At 46.1% G+C, this 18210-nt stretch carries 18 protein-coding genes; 4 read left to right on the forward strand and 14 right to left on the reverse strand.

Annotated features, from left to right (window positions below):
* Window positions 1-23: 23 nt before the first annotated feature.
* From PUW25_RS15055 to PUW25_RS15120, 14 genes are all read right to left on the reverse strand, one after another.
* Complete coding sequence (locus PUW25_RS15055) at window positions 24-404, reverse strand: GntR family transcriptional regulator (protein WP_047910462.1); 381 nt, start codon at window positions 402-404, stop codon at window positions 24-26.
* A 500-nt stretch (window positions 405-904) separates the two neighbouring features.
* Window positions 905-1558 carry a hypothetical protein gene (locus PUW25_RS15060; RefSeq protein ID WP_047910463.1) on the reverse strand — a complete coding sequence of 218 codons (654 nt, stop codon included), beginning with the start codon at window positions 1556-1558 and terminating at the stop codon, window positions 905-907.
* 173 nt (window positions 1559-1731) lie between these two features.
* Window positions 1732-2010 carry a YkgJ family cysteine cluster protein gene (locus tag PUW25_RS15065; RefSeq protein WP_047910464.1) on the reverse strand — a complete coding sequence of 93 codons (279 nt, stop codon included), beginning with the start codon at window positions 2008-2010 and terminating at the stop codon, window positions 1732-1734.
* A gap of 114 nt (window positions 2011-2124) precedes the next feature.
* The gene (locus tag PUW25_RS15070; protein ID WP_047910465.1) at window positions 2125-2997 is read right to left on the reverse strand and encodes a DUF1835 domain-containing protein; all 873 of its coding nucleotides are present in this window, start codon (window positions 2995-2997) and stop codon (window positions 2125-2127) included.
* Between the two features lie 59 nt (window positions 2998-3056).
* Entirely contained in the window at window positions 3057-4145 is a 1089-nt protein-coding gene (locus PUW25_RS15075; protein WP_047910466.1) for a DUF1835 domain-containing protein, read from the reverse strand.
* Between the two features lie 48 nt (window positions 4146-4193).
* Window positions 4194-5342, reverse strand: coding sequence for a C40 family peptidase (locus tag PUW25_RS15080; RefSeq protein ID WP_274337269.1), 1149 nt, complete (start codon window positions 5340-5342; stop codon window positions 4194-4196).
* Window positions 5339-6442, reverse strand: a complete 1104-nt coding sequence (locus tag PUW25_RS15085) for a dipeptide epimerase (RefSeq protein WP_047910467.1) — start codon at window positions 6440-6442, stop codon at window positions 5339-5341. The genes PUW25_RS15080 and PUW25_RS15085 overlap by 4 nt, the downstream gene beginning before the upstream one ends.
* 70 nt (window positions 6443-6512) lie before the next feature.
* On the reverse strand, window positions 6513-7442 hold the full coding sequence (locus PUW25_RS15090) for a S66 peptidase family protein (RefSeq protein WP_047910468.1): 930 nt from the start codon (window positions 7440-7442) through the stop codon (window positions 6513-6515).
* Between the two features lie 104 nt (window positions 7443-7546).
* Complete coding sequence (locus PUW25_RS15095; protein WP_047910469.1) at window positions 7547-9172, reverse strand: peptide ABC transporter substrate-binding protein; 1626 nt, start codon at window positions 9170-9172, stop codon at window positions 7547-7549.
* Window positions 9173-9276: 104 nt separating this feature from the next.
* Window positions 9277-10356: an ABC transporter ATP-binding protein gene (locus tag PUW25_RS15100; RefSeq protein WP_274337270.1), complete on the reverse strand. Its 1080-nt coding sequence runs from the start codon at window positions 10354-10356 to the stop codon at window positions 9277-9279.
* A 3-nt stretch (window positions 10357-10359) separates the two neighbouring features.
* Window positions 10360-11286: an ABC transporter permease gene (locus PUW25_RS15105; protein WP_047910471.1), complete on the reverse strand. Its 927-nt coding sequence runs from the start codon at window positions 11284-11286 to the stop codon at window positions 10360-10362.
* Window positions 11287-11289: 3 nt separating this feature from the next.
* Window positions 11290-12222 carry an ABC transporter permease gene (locus PUW25_RS15110; protein ID WP_047910472.1) on the reverse strand — a complete coding sequence of 311 codons (933 nt, stop codon included), beginning with the start codon at window positions 12220-12222 and terminating at the stop codon, window positions 11290-11292.
* A 15-nt stretch (window positions 12223-12237) separates the two neighbouring features.
* Window positions 12238-13062, reverse strand: a complete 825-nt coding sequence (locus PUW25_RS15115) for a M55 family metallopeptidase (protein WP_047910473.1) — start codon at window positions 13060-13062, stop codon at window positions 12238-12240.
* A gap of 223 nt (window positions 13063-13285) precedes the next feature.
* Entirely contained in the window at window positions 13286-13609 is a 324-nt protein-coding gene (locus PUW25_RS15120; protein WP_047910474.1) for a DUF3870 domain-containing protein, read from the reverse strand.
* Between the two features lie 383 nt (window positions 13610-13992).
* Here PUW25_RS15120 and PUW25_RS15125 point away from each other — a divergent pair, with 383 nt between their 5' ends.
* The 4 genes from PUW25_RS15125 (at window position 13993) to PUW25_RS15140 (ending at window position 18202) form a co-directional block, all read left to right on the forward strand.
* Window positions 13993-15669 carry a PhoX family protein gene (locus tag PUW25_RS15125; RefSeq protein WP_238546286.1) on the forward strand — a complete coding sequence of 559 codons (1677 nt, stop codon included), beginning with the start codon at window positions 13993-13995 and terminating at the stop codon, window positions 15667-15669.
* Between the two features lie 63 nt (window positions 15670-15732).
* Complete coding sequence (tatA, locus tag PUW25_RS15130; RefSeq protein ID WP_047910475.1) at window positions 15733-15972, forward strand: twin-arginine translocase TatA/TatE family subunit; 240 nt, start codon at window positions 15733-15735, stop codon at window positions 15970-15972.
* Window positions 15969-16709, forward strand: coding sequence for a twin-arginine translocase subunit TatC (gene tatC, locus PUW25_RS15135; RefSeq protein ID WP_047910476.1), 741 nt, complete (start codon window positions 15969-15971; stop codon window positions 16707-16709). The genes tatA and tatC overlap by 4 nt, the downstream gene beginning before the upstream one ends.
* Before the next feature lie 137 nt (window positions 16710-16846).
* Window positions 16847-18202: an MFS transporter gene (locus tag PUW25_RS15140; protein WP_047910477.1), complete on the forward strand. Its 1356-nt coding sequence runs from the start codon at window positions 16847-16849 to the stop codon at window positions 18200-18202.
* Window positions 18203-18210 lie beyond the last annotated feature (8 nt).

Genomic DNA, 18210 nt, shown 5'->3' on the forward strand with positions numbered 1-18210 from the left:
CCTTCCAGTCTTTACATTATTGACTATGGCTTAATATCCTTATAGATATCGTTTACAATGACTTCCAATTCATCTCTAGTCATCCCACGAAGAATGGCCTCCGCAATGATGGGACGAAGCTGCTTCAATTGTCTTGCTGCAAAATCGCCATCCACCTGTGGCATCCCGTCTGGATTAACGACAACACCCTTCTGACGATGTACATGAATGTAATGATCCTGCTTCAACAAATTATAGGCTTTGTTAACGGTATGAAGATTAATCCCGATGTCCTGCGCCATACTGCGCACAGATGGCAATGCTTCTCCCGGCTGCAGCTTCCCGCTCGCAATTCCCTCAATTATCTGATTCGTCAGCTGTGTGTAAATAGGCAGATCTGACTCCATATCAAGCTCAATGATCATGATTTGTTTCCACCTCCGATGCATTTGTTGTATGTGTTATATATGTAGTATAACAGTTAGAATGAATAATTGTAAATAGGACGTTTCAAACGTTCCATTTTTGGCTGTCTCTCTCCGGTCGCTCACGAAAGTCAAACGTTTCATTTTTGGCTGCCTCTCTCCGGTCGCTCCGCGAAAGTCGTTCGTCATCCAAAAATTCCACTCGGGGTGGTGTTTACGTCCAGTGTTCCCCTCTGGACGTTGTTGATTAAATCACTTTTAGATTCTGGCTGCGCGGAATATAAGTGTTTATATGGACGGTCCATTTTTGGCTGCCTCTCTCCAGTCGCTTTGCGAAAGTCGTTCGTCATCCAAAAATTCCACTAGGGTGGTGTTTGCGTCCAGTGTTCCCCTCTGGACGTTGCTCACAAAAAAGCAACCGTCCTCGGTAATAACCAAGGACGGTTGTAACGTAATTACGTATGTTATGGATCGTGATATCTGATGTGTAAGCTTTTTTTCTAATCTAACATTCCGCTATATTTCTGTCGGACCTGATCTTTTAGTTCATTATAGTAATGTCGATGTACATCATCTCCTATGTACTCGGCATGTTTCAGTTGTTCTGCAGAAATATGGGAGGACTCAAACTCCAATACATTGTTGTTCAATTGATTTATGTTAAACTTACCTTGATATGAACCGTTTATAGCATACGTGTTCTCGCCAGTATTACGTAAGAACAACAAATACGAATCTAGGTCATTCATTTTCACATAGCCCTCTAAATTATAGTATATACCTTCATGAAATCTGCCATCTTCCATTACGGTTATACGATTATTTTCTTCTAATATCTCTTTTCCCTTAATCACTGTGTCAATGCTGAACGGTGTTTTTCCGAGCTCCTCTATTACTTCTCCATTTCCTGCTTTCACTTGATAGGTTCCCTGTTCTCCTGAAACATGCCCAACAACGATGAAATCAGATAATTCCTCAAGCATGCTTAAATTGTTATAGATCGGCATCCTGGCTTGTGTTGTTCCAAGCCTGTAGTTAATATGTTTTGATGCAACCGGCTCGGCAGTACTTCTATCTCCATGTACATTGATTAAACTTAATCCTATCGTGGAAGCAATCGCTAAAAGGGTTATCACAGTTAATCTTTTTCTCATGTCGTCATCTCCATTCAGTCTTCTAGATTAACTAGACTAAATAGGATCCCGTTTTGGTTCCATTATGTACGAGTTTACATTCGTCCTTGAGTTGAGATCTTGGCTGTATGCTAAATATACTATCCACACAAAAAGGCAGAGCCAGATCAATGAATCTGGCTCTGCCTCCTATATTAGCTTGTTCTTGTAATTTTGGGAGCTGGTGCAGTCCGTCTCTCCCATTCCGCCAGCGTGTTGAAGGCCTCATCATTCGTATCACCGCACATCGCCGGCTCTGCCTTTAGTCTGCTGCATACCTTGGGCCTCTCGGGAAGGCCAAACAGCCTGCATTTGTTCTCCTCTGTCAGCTGAACGCATCTTACGCCAGCAGGCTTACCATCGGGCATCCCTGGAATCGGAGATGATATGGATGCTGCAATACAGCATGCCCCACAACCGGTTCTACACTCCATCTTCTACACCTCTCATTATAGCCAGTTCGCAAGCCAAGGCTTATTTGTACTAGCTTATGCGAAAGACATAGCGCAATATAACTGCTTGTTCTATAGAGCTCGAAGAACCTGAACCTAGCCTGTCTTTACACTATAACGATGCAGTTGTCCAGGTGCTCCCTTGAACTGCAGCTTCTTAGTTTCAATCAGTGACCGTAATCTAAATTCCAAGAAATCCTTGCGCAAATAATAACGATGAAGCTTAACAAGCACCTCAGCCACAACCTTGGAAGCAGGAACGTAGTGATCATCAAATTGCAAACCAAGCTCCGTTACAACTTCATCGATGATATCATCCAGTGCGTTCTCATCGCTGCATCTAAACTGATTATTCTCCCATAGTCTGAGCGGTAAATCCTTCAGAGAGAGATCTTGCCAATCCTTGGTGAGCTGGATTCTTTGTTCACTATTTAGAGAGACCTTCTGTTCCAGCCGACCCAGCATCGGAATAAAATGTTCCTTTTTAAGCTGGGCTAGGTTTACAGGTAACAAAACAGGCATTTTATTCTCAGCCTCTATGTCACTAGCTTCACTTAAAAAGAGCGTTTGGTATTCCTCCGCAACGTTATTCAATACGATCTGTACTTCCCGATCCTGTAACAAATAAACCGCAAATCGCAAACCAATCTGATCATGTGCGTGATCTCCGTGCCAGATCGTAATTCTGCTTCCCTCCGGAATCGACTTGATTGCTTTGATGACTGTTCCAATCTGATGCTCGGGATTGTACGTATACAGTTTGTCATAATTGGACAATCGCTGGGACATCCACGATATACGGCTATTCTCTCCATCTGTAAGATCAATGCCAGACAGTGGGCCATATGCAAACCAGTCATTAAACGAAAGTACTTTGTGTGAATGACGAATTTCCGCTTTATGTAATGCAGCTTTCATGACTCCCTGCTCTGACATCCCAAACATTAAATGAACATGCTGCTCCGTCATGTATGCCACCTCTTTCTATAATAGGGATGTAATTTCAGCCATTCCCGGTAGGACGTATGTTATACCTTAGGAGGCTTCAGATAATACTGGTAAGTCTCATTAGGAACACCAGCAAATTCAAGCTTCTTATTCGCAATTAACGATCGAAACCGAAATGATATCAGATGAGCACTCGTTAATTCAGGATAACGCTCGAGTATAGGTTCAATCAATAGTCCTGCTGACACATATTCCTTGTTATAAATATATTTATCATCCACCATATGAATATGGCTATATTGTTCGTGAATGACTTCCATGATTAAAGAATCGTAGGCATCTTCCGCCAAAAACTGGAGTTCACCTTCTATTAATACGCGCAGCATTTCACTGCGGCCTGAAATATACAGCCATTCACTCGCATATCGTGCTCTATCCTCTTCTGATAACAAATTCCCCTGAGTTCTCTGTATGAGCTGAGAGAAATCTTTCGTTTGGAGCTGATGTAAGACCGTGTGGTCCACTTTTTTATCGACATCTGGCAAAGGATTTCTCCCAAGTAAAGGCTTATACTCTTCTGCAGGATTTAAGACCCGAACCTCTGCCTGTACTCCGCGAAGCAAATGCAGTACTAAACATGTAAATATATAGTCATGCGCATTGCTCTCTGCCCATATTGTAATCCGTTTATGATCCGGAATGCTCTCAAATATTGGCTTCATTGCTGTAATATGATGTAATCCGTTACTAAAATAATGATCATAGCCCATATGATTCATCATCCACATGTAACGTTCTGTTTCATATTGCTGCTGGTCAATATGGCGCAACGGTCCAACCGCATAGAAATCCTCCAAGCTGTATACGATGGCTTCCTGCCGAATCCCTGCCTTCGATAAGGAGAACTTTAACTTACCAGCTGTAAATAGATTCGAAGTTATATAGATAGTCTGAGGAGTAACTTCTTGAGTTAATTCCGTATTCAATAAGTTACTCCGAGGAGTAACATCTTGAGTTAATTTACGGATTCGAGATTCTTCCAAGCATTCACGCCAAGTCTCCTTAATTCTACGGCCCAGCTCTTCGCTCTCCGAGCCCGACTCTCCGATTGAAGAATCGCTTTGTTGCAGCACCCAATCAACAAATTGCTTTAATCTATAGTGATCCATCTCGTTAATTTCATTGTTATAACTAATCCTAATTGTAAGTCCCCATTTCTATTGTATAAAATGGTTAAGTGAAGCATCATATCTTCTTGAAGCGCAATGCTCCTTAATCAATTTATAACTTGTTAATTCGACCACCTCAATACAGCTCTTCGAATCAGGTGAATGTATCATTTTGCCGTCCCCTATATATATACCTACGTGATGAATGCGTCCTTTTCCTTCTTCATATGCAAAAAAAAGCAGGTCTCCCGGACGCAGCCGATTACTCACTGCTTCTGTTCCTGCTAGAGCCTGATCTGAAGCATCCCGTGGAATGGTAATTCCTTGAGATGCATACATACTATATGCAAAACCCGAACAATCATAGCCATATGAGGACAATCCTCCCCACAAATATGCCAAATTCAGAAATCTGTTTGCTTCTGCTGCAATGCGGCTTCCTATGTCTAAGCCTGTTCCGGCATGATGATCTAAGAAGGTAACATCCTTCATGCTGAGTACTCCCACTCCATGAGGAGAATGAACATAGACCTCTGTATCTCTCACTTCTATTAATGGAAGCTTTGTTAAATAGCTGAGTTCCAAATACGGAGCTTCTGCATCTTCTAACAATAGCGCCATCTTGGCAAATTTAGCATAAACTTGTACCAGCCTATTTTCATGAGTCTGAGCATGAATATAATCAGTACCTCTATCTTGAACATGATCATGCACGTGAGTATTATCTTTCTCTTGATTCTGCACAGGAGCATTAACTTCCACCACCGTATTCATTTGCCCCTGAGCGCTCTTCTGCGCATATGAATTGATTTGCACCTGTGCATTTAATCGTACTCCGCTGTCACGTGCAATGTCACGGCTCCATTCCGTAAGCTGAATATAAGGAACCCAGCCCGGATATCCGAGCGGATCCTTCCTTGTGGCTTGGTTAGGTATGCGGATGTTCGCCCATCCATTCCTCACCTCTATGACTACAACTTCCTCGGCATATAGAACCTGGGTTTGGGTGCGATTTGATGTGCACAAGTCCAGCCGTTCATCCGGAGTCAGACTGCTGAGCCAAGCTCTCATATCCGCTTTATTTTGCAGCACGTTCATATCCATTGCCCGCGGAGACTCCGGTGTAGTCCATACCGTTGCAACCGGGACACTCACTACCATTTTTTTCAGTCCGGGTCTGTATTCAGAAGGTTTCATCCGGTTACCCCCATCCCTTCTTGAATGTGTACATCATGAATTCCGAGTCCAGCTGCATCCGTAAAACGGATAACCCTGCCGTCATAAACTACACCACCGTTTATATCTCTGCAATCCATCATTAGCGGCGCGTCAAAATCAAACCTTGTTATGTTTTTCTTGCTGGCTGCAAAATGGGCGGCTGCGGTTACCGCAACTTTGGATTCAATCATACTTCCCACCATACACTCTACACCGTATTCTTCGGCAAGCTGATTAATCATTTGGGCCTTATAGATCCCCCCGGCTTTCATCAGCTTAATATTGATCAAATCCGCAGCACGGTGCTGCAGCACTTCAAGTGCCTGGCTTGGAGTGAATACACTTTCATCAGCCATAATGAGTGTATCCACAGCGTCTGTTACGGTCTTGAGCCCTGTCAGATCACTCGCTCTCACGGGCTGTTCTACCAACTCTATATTCAGGTTCAGATCCTCCAGCTTACGAATACAGCGGATCGCTTCCTTGACCTGCCAGCCCTGATTGGCATCCAGCCTGATTCCTACCTGGTTACCGACACGGTTGCGAATTTCTTGAATTCTGGCAATGTCCTCTTCGATCGGGTCTTTCCCCACTTTAATCTTCAGCACATTGAAGCCCTCAGCTACACAGCGCTCCGCATCATCTGCCATTTCTGCCATCGTTCCCACACTTACTGTAAAATCCGTCTCGATCCGGTCCCGATATCCACCAAGGAATTGATATAGAGGCATACCACTGTACTGTGCGAGCAAATCGTAAATCGCCATATCCACTGCCGCCTTTGCACTGCTGGAACCCACCATGACCGTATGTATTGTCTGTAGTAGCTGCTCGTAAGCGAGCAGGCTTCTTCCCTGAATAGCAGGACCTAAGGTGTGAAGCACTGCTGACTCAATACTGTCAAGACTGTCTCCTGTAATTACAACGGTAGCCGGCGCTTCACCCCATCCAATTCGTCCATCACTGGCTGTCATTCGAACCAATATCGATTCGCTTTGTGTAACGGTTCGTAACGCAGTTTTAAAAGGCTTGATTAATGGCGTATATTTGCGCATAACCTCAATATTCTGAATTTGCACTTTGATGTACCTCCTTGAAATTTTAAGCGAGGATCTTACCTAAATCCCACTAGAACAATTCATTCAACACCTACCCGAATTGGAGCAGCTTGCGACTTGTATCCAGCTGTGCAGGAAGCCCTAATGGAATGGCGATATTCGGGGAACAGTGACCGATCCGAAACCCAGCCATAGCGGGTCTGCCCGCCTTCGCAATATAATGCTGTATTACCTCTTCCAGTGATAGGGACAATTCTCGCTTAACTGGATCACAATGATGAAAATCACCAACGATGATACCCGCTGCTTCCGTCAGCTTGCCTGCTTGAAGAAGCTGATTCAGCATGCGGTCTATGCGATATGGCTCTTCGCCAATATCCTCAATCAAGAGAAGCCTGCCTGTTGTGTTTATCTCATAAGGAGTGCCGAGTGTCGTCACAAGCAGTGAGAGATTGCCGCCGACGATAACCCCTTCTGCCGTTCCGGGCCAGAGGACCTCAAGCGGAGAAATTGCCTCTGTATAGGGCGGTATATCTTTACCAAACAACAGATCAAAGCCTTTGAGAGTAAGTGGATCAACAAAATCAGCGGCCAGGCAGGTCAGCATAGGTCCATGAAATGTAATCAAACCCGTACGCTGAAATATCGCGTTATGCAGGAATGTAACATCACTATAGCCCCAGAAAAACTTTGGATGACGCCGAATGAGCTCATAATCCAGCAGATCCGACATTCTAGCCGTTCCATATCCGCCTCTCGCGCATACGATGGCCTTAATTTTCGGATTGGCGAACATGTCATTCAGCTCACGAGCTCTGTCTTCATCCGTTCCGGCCAAATATCCGTAATCATTCTCATTGTATACTGTCTTGCCAAATTGAACCTGTAAACCAAGTCGAAGCAGATGATCAGCTGCCTTGGTTATGCGGGTACTGTCCCCCGGACTTGCCGGAGCCATTATTCCGACCGTGTCTCCCATACGTAATGGTTCAGGATATATCGTCTTGAGCTCTACGTTCATCTCCTTCGTTCAACTCCTCTTGGGCTCGTATAGAAAGGAACTCCCAGTGATCTGGTTCGATCACCGGGAGAACCTGCATGCAAGTGCTTGAATGAAGTCCTTGCTTATTGTAACTCTGCGTACTTGTAATCAATATATCCGTATGCATGCCGCAGCACCCCAGTTAAATGATCCTTCTGCAAGTACACGGAATTATAGAAATACATCGGCATGATCGGCATCTCTTCCATAAGTATGCTCTCGGCCTCATGCAAATACGTAAATCGTTTCTCCACATCCGGCTCGCTGTAAGCAGCTGCTATCAGCTGGTCATACTCACTATTGCTCCAGCCTGTCCGGTTATTAGGACTGCCGGATACGAAGATGTCGAGGAAGTTAATCGGGTCTGCAAAGTCAGGGAGCCAGGAGCTTCTTGACATTTGGAACTGCAGGCTCTTCTGCTCATCGGTCAGCACCTTGCTCTCCTTGCTCGCCAGTGTGATATCGATGCCAAGATTTGTTTTGATCATGGCCTGCATTGTTTCCGCAATCTTCTGATGAAGGTCATTTGTGTTATAGGATAAAGTAACGGAAGGGAGAGTATCATACCCTTCTTCCTCCATCCCTTCGGTTAGAAGCCGCTTCGCTTCTTCAATATCAAACTTTACCAGCTCGCCGCCCTGTTCACGGAAGTCCCCTCCGCTCTCACCTTCGAGCAGGCCATAGGAGACCAGCCCGGTTGCCGGCTTATGCTTCTGCTTGATCACAAGATCTACAATTTGCTGTCTGTCTACAGCCAAGGTGAAGGCTTTGCGGATCTTCGCATTTGTGAAGGGCTCCATCGTGGTATTAAAACGATAGAAGTATGTTCCGGCTGAATCTTCAATCGTTGCTTTACCTTCGTCGATCAGAGATTGAATTACATCCGGCGGCAGGGTTCCTGTAATGTGCAGTTCTCCACTCTCATACAGTTGATAAGCTGTCGTGGAATCATCCACCATCTTCATCGTGATGCCATCCAAATGTACATTGTCAGCATCCCAATACTGATCATTTTTCACCATTTGAATCTCGGCATCATGCTTCCATTCCGTTAATTTGAACGGTCCGTTGCTTAGAATGGAAGAAGCCTCTGCCGCCCACTGCGCATTTCCTTCGACGGTTGCCTTATGTACGGGGAAGAACGCAGGGTTCGACATCATACCGAGAAACCAGGGAGCGGGCTTGTTCAGCTTTATTTCGAGGGTATGCTCATCTACTGCTGTAACCTGTACATCATCTGCAGTTCCTTCTCCCGAGTTATACGCTTCGGCTCCATCAATAACATAGGCAAGCGTTGCAGATGCAGCGCCAAGGTTCGGATCCAGTATCCGTTTAAATGCGAATTCAAAATCTGAGGCTGTAACCGGATCACCGTTAGACCACTTGGCATCCTCCCGCAAAGTGAACGTATACTGCTTCTCATCTTCTGTAACCGTCCACTCACTGGCTACTCCTGGACCTGGCGTATGGTCTTCCTGAAGACGGGTCAACCCTTCCATGAAATTGTTCAGCACATCATTCGATACCTGGTCAAAGCCAACAGGCGGATCAAGAGACGTCGGCTCCTTGCCGTTATTGACGAGCAGGATCTTACTGTTCACATCAGCAGCGTCTCCGTCTGCTCCACTACCCTCTCCTCCACAAGCCGCCAGCACAAGACACAGAATCACAATACAGTAGAGCAACAGCATGGACCGATGTTTCTTCATTGATTACTCCCCCTTAAGTTTATGAATGGATATGGAATCAATTTCATAGCTGTTTCATAGTGAAATTGATTCGAATTCCGGCAATACATGTGTCTATTGTTCGCTCAACTAATAGAAGAACGAATCGCCGGTTCAAGCACTTTTGGTGTGGGTACAGATTTCTTCGGAAACACACCCTTGGAGCGTTCGTCGAGCAGCCAGCAGGCGGCTGTATGTTCAGGCGCTCCGTCCATGCTGACTGACGGCGGATCATATGAACCGCACACTTCCATAACATATGGACAACGGGCTGAGTATGGACAGCCTATAGGTGGTGAAAATAAATCCGGCGGTGTTCCAGGGATGGAAATAAGCGGCTTGCTGCGATCACCGTCTACACGGGGCATGGATGCAAGCAGTCCTTGTGTGTACGGATGCTTTGGATCATAGAAGATTTGCCTTACCGTACCGGATTCCACGATCTTACCTGCATACATGACACAAACACGTTGAGCCAGATTAGCGACGACCCCCAGATCATGAGTAATCATAATGATGGATACACCGGTTTCTGCCTGCAGCATTTTAAACAAATCCAATATTTGTGCCTGGATCGTTACATCGAGTGCTGTTGTCGGCTCATCCGCAATAAGGATGGAAGGATTCCCTATGGCAGCGATCGCAATCATGACCCGCTGTCTCATCCCGCCGCTGAACTCATGCAGATACTGCTTCATACGGGCCTCCGGATCTTTAATCCCGATGAGCTGTAACATATCCATAGCGCGTTTCTTCGCCTCTGCTCTGGACAGCTTCTGATGATGCCTGATTCCTTCCATCAGCTGCTCGCCAATCGAGATGGTGGGATTAAGTGCTGTCATCGCATCCTGAAATATCATGGTTATCTCGCTTCCGCGAAGCTTTCGTATCTGTTTCTCGCTCATGCTGACGAGCTCTATATTTTTATACTTAATGCTGCCCTTGTTAATCGTCGCCGTTTGCTTGGGTAAGAGACGCATGATGCTTCTTGCCGTCACACTCTTACCGCTTCCCGACTCCCCAACAATCGCCAGCGTTTCTCCTTTATAGAGGGCTAAGTCGACACCACGCACGGCCTGTACACTCCCGCCATACGTAGCAAACGAAACATGCAGGTTATTCACCTCGAGCAGCGGAGCTGCCCCTTCATTCCTCGTTGCCATCATGCGTTACCTCCTCTGTTTCGGATCAAATATCTGATGTAGACCGTCACCCAGCAAATTAAATGCCAGCATCGTCAAAGAGATAAATAAGGAAGGGAAGAGCAAGCGCCACCAATATCCGGACAAAATCGTAGACATCCCGTCATTGGCCATCGTGCCCCAGCTTGCAAGCGGCGCCTGTATACCAAGACCGAGAAAGCTGAGGAACGCTTCTGAGAATATGGCCGACGGAACCGAGAATGTAACCTGCACAATAATGACGCCGAATGCATTAGGCAGCAAATGTCTTCGAATAATGTTCCATGATCCTGCTCCGAGTGCTCTGGCAGCAAGCGTATATTCAGAGGATTTCAACTGCAGCACCTGTCCACGCACGATGCGTGCCATCCCAATCCATCCTGTCGCAGTTAGTGCCACGATGATTGTTAGAAGGCCGGGACCCATGGCAACCATGAGCAGAATAACGATGAGTAAATAGGGAATTCCGTACAAAATATCAACAAACCGCATCATGACATTATCGATTCTTCCTCCAAAGTAACCGGCAATTCCGCCGTATATGACCCCGATCGCAAAATCAATAACAGCCGCGATCACGCCTACGCCGAGCGAAATCTGCGCCCCGTATATAATACGGGCAAATACGTCACGTCCGAGATCATCCGTCCCAAACCAATGGACCGCAGAAGGCTGCTGATTGGCGTTCACTAAGTTCTGCTCTGCATAGCCGTGTTCAGCTATGAAGGGACCGAAGACAGCGAGTATCCCCAGCAAAATAATGACAATAAGTCCTGCAAACGCAAGCTTGTTCTTGTACAGCAGTATCCATGCCCTTTTCCATGCAGGAATTCGGGGTCTAACGATCGCCTCAGCCTCTCCAGCTTCACGTTTCATGGGTACAAATAGATGATCAGGTACGTCGGATGCTTGCATAACCTAGGCCCCTTTCTTATGCAGTTTGATACGCGGATCAATCAAGCCGTACAAAATATCAACCAGGAACATCATGATGATGAGCAAAGCGCTGTAGAATACGGTCGTTCCCATAATGACGGAATAATCCCGATTGTTAATGCCATCAACAAAGTATTTTCCCATACCCGGTATGGCAAAAATCTTCTCAATAACGAAGCTCCCTGTCAGCACATTGGCCAGCAGCACGCCAAGCAGTGTAATCACCGGAAGCACTGCGTTGCGCAGAGCATGCTTCACGACGATGACGAGGGGCGGAAGACCTTTGGATCTGGCGGTATCCATATAATCTTGGGTGAGCACCTCTATGAGGTTTGCGCGTGTTAATCTAGCGATTGTTGCAATGGGTCCTGCCGCCAGTGCCAGCGCAGGCAATACCATATGCTTCCACGTTCCCCATGTGGCTACCGGCAGCAGCTTCAGTTCAACTGCAATATATTTGATGAGCAGCGGGGCAAGAACAAAGCTCGGTACAGCCACTCCAATCACGGCAATAATCATGGCGATGTAATCGATGATGCCGTTTTTTTGCAGCGCAGCAATGGTTCCGAGAAGGATGCCGATGAGAATGGAGATACATATAGCGACTATGCCCAGCTGAAAGGATACGGGAAATCCGCGTTCTATCATACTGTTCACGCTGTCAGGATAATGAGATATGGAAGGTCCGAGATCTAGAGTTAGAAGAGATTTAATATATTCAATGTATTGAATGTAGAGAGGCTCATCCAGATGATAGAAGGACATCATGTTCTGAATGACATTGGCATTTGCCTCCTTACCGTCACGATCAAACGGTGAACCCGGTATAGAGTGCATTAATAGAAAGGTAATCGTTATAATCAGCCATAAAGTGACGACCATGGATATAAATTTACGGAGAATAAATTGTGCCATGACAGGACTCCTTTATCAGCAAAATGCGGTTCTCATTGCAAGCTCAGTCATCACAAGCATGGCTTGGTAGGCTTCGAGGATATCATCTGCCTGATAGGATACCACCGGGGAATAGCGCTCCATCCGGGTTTTGGGCATGAGATGGGCCCACTCTGCCTGACCGTAATTAGCGAACTCTAGTGTCAGAAGCGGCTTCTCTGGAGGAGTCAGCGGTTGAACCCGCTCTTTGTTCGCTATGGCCTGAATCGTCTTCTCCCGCAGGAGCTCACCGCTCTGGGCGGGGGTCAAGCACAGGGCTGACGTGCGTGAGATTTGTCTCTTCACAATAGCGGTTGTGACGTGTGGTATCAGCTCCTCCGCCTCCGCAGCAGTCTCATCATCTCCTGCCACAAGCAGAAGGGGAACCCCATGATGTCCCGCGACATAAGCGTTGAAGCCAAGCTCTCCTACGGCCACATCATTAATGTACATATTGCGAATACCGAAGATCATTGAGTGGCTCATCACTCCCGGTCGTGCCGCTCGAGAATGATAGCCTAGAAAAACTGCACCTCCATAGCTGGAATCGAGACCCTGCATCATGGAGTAGGGCTTCACATCTCCTGATATTAACTGAGCTCTCGGATACAGCTCCTCGATGATCAAATTATTCATTTTGGAATGGCTGTCATTAACCACAACTTCATGGATGCCTTCACCAAAAGCCGTTTCGATCACGTGATTGGCCTCAGCCGTCATGATCCGCTGTCCCCGGTTGTAATTCCGCTTCGCCGAATCGACAAACGTATCATCCACAAGACCCGTGACGCCTTCCATATCCATTGAAATGTACAGTTTCATGCTGATCGGCCCCCTATTCGTCATAATTGAATGCTAGTGCTTACATCTACTTTTGAGTATAAAAAAAACAGCAAACCATAACGCGGGCAGCTGCTCCTAGCATAAGAACATGTCTGACCCGGATTATGATTTGCTGGATTTCATTTACGATATGCTGTACGCAAGGCCTGTAATGATGACACAGCCGGTACATGCGAATAAATAAAGCAGCCTATCTTCTTATTTAATTATGGTTAACGATCGAACGATATTTCTTCTGTGCATCCTTATAGGCGACAATAATCGCCTTCTGAGAGGAGCCGTGATATCTGGACCGAACCTGTTCACTAATAATATCGAGATCATGCATTGTCTTCCCAACAAACAGGGTTCTGACAAAGGCGGAGGTCAGCGGAATGGTCGAAGAGCATCCGGCATCCACAATCTTATCATTGGTTGTATCAATTACCAGACCGATAAAAAAAGCACTGAACTGCTGAGTAATCGGATTATTGACCGAGGTCTGAGCATCGCCCACGATATATATCGTATCCGTATTATAGTCCAATAGCTTGTCCTCCTGGATCAGCTTCAGCTTATGGATTAATCAAGGATGCAGATGACTCTTGTCCCGAGTGCCTGCGACTTGATTAGACATCTGAAGTTGAATTGTGTAATTTATTCTAACAACAAACTCACTTATTTGTAAATAACCTTTGTGAATTTGTTTCATCTATGTAAAATGATGTTTGAATATTCCTATTCCCTCTTCATTCAAGCATGAATTATGTCAGTTATATGTTATATAACAACTGGAAATCATCCATTCAAATCTGCTTATTTTACATTTTGATTGCACTGGGATGATTTGGAATTTACAAATTACACTTATGCTTGTTTACATGAGGATTTGGCAAAATCCGACTGATAAATGACAAGGAGTGTGTTCTTTTGAGCGAAAAAACGATCGATCGCAAAACCTTTCTATCCTATCTAGGTACAGGCGCTGCTGCACTTGCTGCTGCTTCTGCCGGTCTTGGTACACTTGACGGTAAAGCCTCCGCAGCTTCCAGTGCGAACCACCTCTTCGGATTTAACACGAACAAAGTTACAGGCTTCTTCGATCCGATTGAGCCTACTATGGAAGACGAGCTCGTATTGCCAAAGAACTTTAAGTATGACGTTGTCGCTGCCTTTGACGACATTATTAATCCGGCAGGTGAGAAATTTGGGCAGGGTGCAGATTACAACGCATTTTTCCCTATTGAAGGCTCGAATACGAGAGGACTCCTTGTTACGAATCATGAATACACAAACATCTTTGCCATCGGTCCTGTAGCGGACAGCGGTCCCACCAAGAAACAAATCGAGCAAAGCCTCTATTACCAAGGGATGTCGGTAACGGAAGTGTACCGTGATGAGCAAGGGGTATGGAAGCTTGATCCGACATCAAAATATGCACGTCGTATCACAGGCTTCACCTCCTTCGACATCACAGGTCCTGCCAAAGGCTCCGCAACAATTGGAAATGCGACCAAAGCACAAGGTACATTTGCTAACTGCTCCGGCGGCGTCACATTATGGAATACGGTGCTGTCCTGTGAGGAGAATTTTGAAGAGCTTGCCGGACAAGCGAAGCTGCCAGAAACACACTATGGCTGGGTAGTAGAGATCGATCCTTTTGAAGCCTCTTTCCGCAAAAAGCATACCGCTCTAGGTCGATTCAATCATGAGAATACAGCGATGGGTATTGCCAAAGACGGACGTGTTGTTGTATACATGGGCGATGACAAGAAGGATGCCTGCGTATACAAATTTATTAGCAAAGGAAAGTACAACAAAGCCATCGGCCGTTCCAATTCTGCCTTGCTTGAAGAAGGCACACTATATGTTGCCAATCTTAAATCAGGGAAATGGGCTCCTGTAACGATTGAAGCCGTGAAGGAAGTTCTCTCCTCCGACAGCTATAAGAATCCATATGGCGTGTCTGGTACGAAGGAAGAGTTACTTAAAAAGTTCACTTCCCAAGCGGATGTCGTTACCTATTGCAACCAAGCTGCTCTAATTGTTGGCGGAACTCCAACCGATCGTCCGGAGGATATTGAAATTTCGCCTTTCGACAGCACCGTCTTTATCTGCCACACGAATAACGATATTCATGGCAATATACACGGTCATATTACACGTATTTTTGAGAACAACGATGATCTCGGATCCCTTGAATTCAACTTCGAAATCTTTGCTGCCGGCGGCAGACAGTCCGGCTTCAGCTCACCGGATAATCTGGCATTCGATTCGAACGGCAATTTGTGGGTCGTGACCGACATTTCCACGAGCAGTCACAACAAGGGCGTATATAAATCGTTCATGAACAACGGTTTGTTCGTCATCCCTACAAGCGGCAAGAGCCAGGGACAAGCACTGCAATTCGCATCTGGTCCTAAGGATTCGGAGCTGACCGGTCCATACTTCACACCAGATGAGCAAACACTGTTCATCTCTGTACAGCATCCCGGCGAAATGACTACAGACCTGAACAACCCAACAAGCACATGGCCTCACCGAAAGGGAGATAAGAAGGCCCGCTGTGGCGTTGCGGCGATTAGTGGATTCAAGCTAGGACTGTAAGTTTCGACGATAAGCTTTTTATTCAATCATATTGTAATCTAACATTCAACAGGAGATGATATTATGCCCGGAATCGGAAATATCGGAATCGGCGGACTCATTCTGATTCTTATCATCGCACTCATCATATTTGGCCCTTCGAAGCTGCCTGAGCTTGGACGTGCCTTTGGCCGGACGCTCAGTGAGTTCAAGGGAGCCACTCGCGGACTCATGGGCGGGGACAATGATGAGGATGAGAAGAAAAAACCTGCGGAAGCTGGCACTTCCGCTTCGGTTAGCAGCTCCGGATCTAAGTCACAATGAGTAACAATCCAAACGAATTAAATATGATTGGGCATTTGGATGAGCTGCGAAGCCGGCTCATCCGGACGCTCATCACTTTCCTGCTCTGGATGGTCATCGCCTTTATCTTCGTGAAGGACATCTATGATATTCTCGTTTCGGATATGGAGCGCAAGCTGATCATTCTTGGTCCTTCAGATGTCATGTGGGTGTACTTCATGATCGCAGGTGTGGTTGCTGTTACATTAACGATTCCTGTGGCAGCTTATCAAATATGGAAATTCGTTCAGCCTGCTGTACCGACTGCTGCCCAGCGATCTACGCTGATCTTTATTCCCGTGCTCACTCTAATGTTCATTCTAGGCATATCCTTCGGTTACTTTATTTTGTTCCCGATGGTGCTGCATTTTCTGAATGAGATGGCAGCTGATTCGTTTGAGACGATGTATACCGCACAGAAATACTTCACGTTTATGATTCACATGACGGTCCCATTTGGACTCTTGTTTGAAATGCCTGTCGTTGTCATGTTCCTAACCAAGCTTGGGATATTAAATCCGGCCAAGCTCGCCAAGGCACGCAAGGTGTCCTATTTTATTCTCGTCGTCGTTGCCGTCACGATTACACCGCCGGATATCATGTCCGACATTCTAGTCATTATCCCTTTATTCCTGCTATATGAAGTAAGTTTGACGATCTCAAGAATGGTCTACCGCAAGCAGCTTCAGGCTCAGTCCGAGACGAGCCTGGCCGCGTAAGCTGACCGTTCCGCTTCTCAGGTTACATCACCAACAGCCCTGAGCATGCTCCTTCATTCCCGGGTGGAGCATGCTCAGGGCTGTTTACGTTTTGTTATCCTTATCTTGACAAACAGCTCTGCATAGAGGCTTAATAGATGAGAACAGGAGGAGAAGACATCTTGAGTATCTGGCAAAAATGGAAAGCGGAAATCAGAAGCTGGCCCCGCAATATCCAGCTTTTTTTTCTTGCAAACATCCTATATCAAATGGGCGGAGGCATGTTCTCCGTGCTCTACAATTTGTACATACAAGATCTGGGCTACGACGCAACGATGAACGGCACCATTATCAGCGTGCAATCCATTGCCACGGCAATCATGTTCATCCCTATAGGGCTGCTCGGAGACCGTATAAGCAAGAAGCCGATTCTCATTATTGGTGCACTCTTCAGCGGACTAACCTTTGTTGGACGAGCCTTTGCTATAGGGGAGCCCCATCTCTTATGGCTGGCGATATCTTCAGGATTATTTGCTTCCTTCTTTCAAGTGCTCGCGATCCCTTTTCTAGCGGCCAATGTCTCCGAGCATAATCGACTTCGGCTGTTTAGCATTCACGCTTCCCTCGTGCTGGCGGCTCAGGTCATCGGCAGCTTCGGCGGCGGAGTGCTTGCTGATGTGCTTGGGTTTATTGGGATCCATAGCATTTCCAGCTTACAGATCGTTCTGCTCCTGGGCGGTATAGCTACATTTCTTGGTACACTTCCGTTATTTCTAGTAAAAGATTCACCCGTTATACATAACCCTGTATCTGCTATTCGCTCGAACACCGTGTCTGCATCGAATATGAACAGAAGTGTATCTTCCAATATGGCAGCAGAGCAGTCCAAATCAGACTTTCGGATTATTAAGCACTTTGTGATGACACAGCTGCTGATCGGCATTGGATCAGGTCTTGTCGTTCCATATTTAAATTTGTATTTTACGGACCGGTTTCATATCAGTCTCAGTCTCATGAGTGCCCTGATATCGTTAGGCCAAGTCATGACCATCATCTCGATGATGATTGGACCTTCTCTTGTGAGCCGGGTTGGACCCGTGCGAGCCGTTTTCATTTTCCAAACGATGTCTCTGCCTTTCCTTCTGCTGACCGGGTTCACCTATTCGGTGCTCATTGCTTCCGTCAGCTTCTTGTTTAGACAAGCGCTCATGAATGCAGCCAATCCGATTTTTTCATCGATATTAATTGACCACGTGTCAGATCGAAGACGAGGTATTGCGAACTCACTCATGCAGACTGCTTTCATGATCGGCTGGGCTACAATGGGACCTGTCCAATCCTATCTCGTTACAACTTACGGCAGCTACCACGGCTATGCCATCACATTTACAATCACCGGCGTTCTATATGTCCTGGCTTCTACCTGGTTCTATCTGGTGTTCCGAAACAAACATAACAACAAACTGGAGCAATCTGTGTCAGGCAAATCATCCAGTCCAAGTAAACCTATTTAACTATTTTC

Source organism: Paenibacillus urinalis, assembly GCF_028747985.1.
Taxonomy (GTDB): domain Bacteria; phylum Bacillota; class Bacilli; order Paenibacillales; family Paenibacillaceae; genus Paenibacillus; species Paenibacillus urinalis.

Bases quoted from the DNA above. Each gene is read 5' to 3' on its own strand.
- PUW25_RS15100 (WP_274337270.1), bottom strand. From the start codon at position 10,356: ATGATGGCAACGAGGAATGAAGGGGCAGCTCCGCTGCTCGAGGTGAAT.
- PUW25_RS15115 (WP_047910473.1), bottom strand. From the start codon at position 13,062: ATGAAACTGTACATTTCAATGGATATGGAAGGCGTCACGGGTCTTGTG.
- PUW25_RS15110 (WP_047910472.1), bottom strand. From the start codon at position 12,222: ATGGCACAATTTATTCTCCGTAAATTTATATCCATGGTCGTCACTTTA.
- PUW25_RS15090 (WP_047910468.1), bottom strand. From the start codon at position 7,442: ATGAACGTAGAGCTCAAGACGATATATCCTGAACCATTACGTATGGGA.
- tatA (WP_047910475.1), top strand. From the start codon at position 15,733: ATGCCCGGAATCGGAAATATCGGAATCGGCGGACTCATTCTGATTCTT.
- PUW25_RS15080 (WP_274337269.1), bottom strand. From the start codon at position 5,342: ATGAAACCTTCTGAATACAGACCCGGACTGAAAAAAATGGTAGTGAGT.
- PUW25_RS15075 (WP_047910466.1), bottom strand. From the start codon at position 4,145: ATGGATCACTATAGATTAAAGCAATTTGTTGATTGGGTGCTGCAACAA.
- PUW25_RS15095 (WP_047910469.1), bottom strand. From the start codon at position 9,172: ATGAAGAAACATCGGTCCATGCTGTTGCTCTACTGTATTGTGATTCTG.
- tatC (WP_047910476.1), top strand. From the start codon at position 15,969: ATGAGTAACAATCCAAACGAATTAAATATGATTGGGCATTTGGATGAG.
- PUW25_RS15065 (WP_047910464.1), bottom strand. From the start codon at position 2,010: ATGGAGTGTAGAACCGGTTGTGGGGCATGCTGTATTGCAGCATCCATA.
- PUW25_RS15105 (WP_047910471.1), bottom strand. From the start codon at position 11,286: ATGCAAGCATCCGACGTACCTGATCATCTATTTGTACCCATGAAACGT.
- PUW25_RS15070 (WP_047910465.1), bottom strand. From the start codon at position 2,997: ATGACGGAGCAGCATGTTCATTTAATGTTTGGGATGTCAGAGCAGGGA.
- PUW25_RS15140 (WP_047910477.1), top strand. From the start codon at position 16,847: ATGAGAACAGGAGGAGAAGACATCTTGAGTATCTGGCAAAAATGGAAA.
- PUW25_RS15060 (WP_047910463.1), bottom strand. From the start codon at position 1,558: ATGAGAAAAAGATTAACTGTGATAACCCTTTTAGCGATTGCTTCCACG.
- PUW25_RS15055 (WP_047910462.1), bottom strand. From the start codon at position 404: ATGATCATTGAGCTTGATATGGAGTCAGATCTGCCTATTTACACACAG.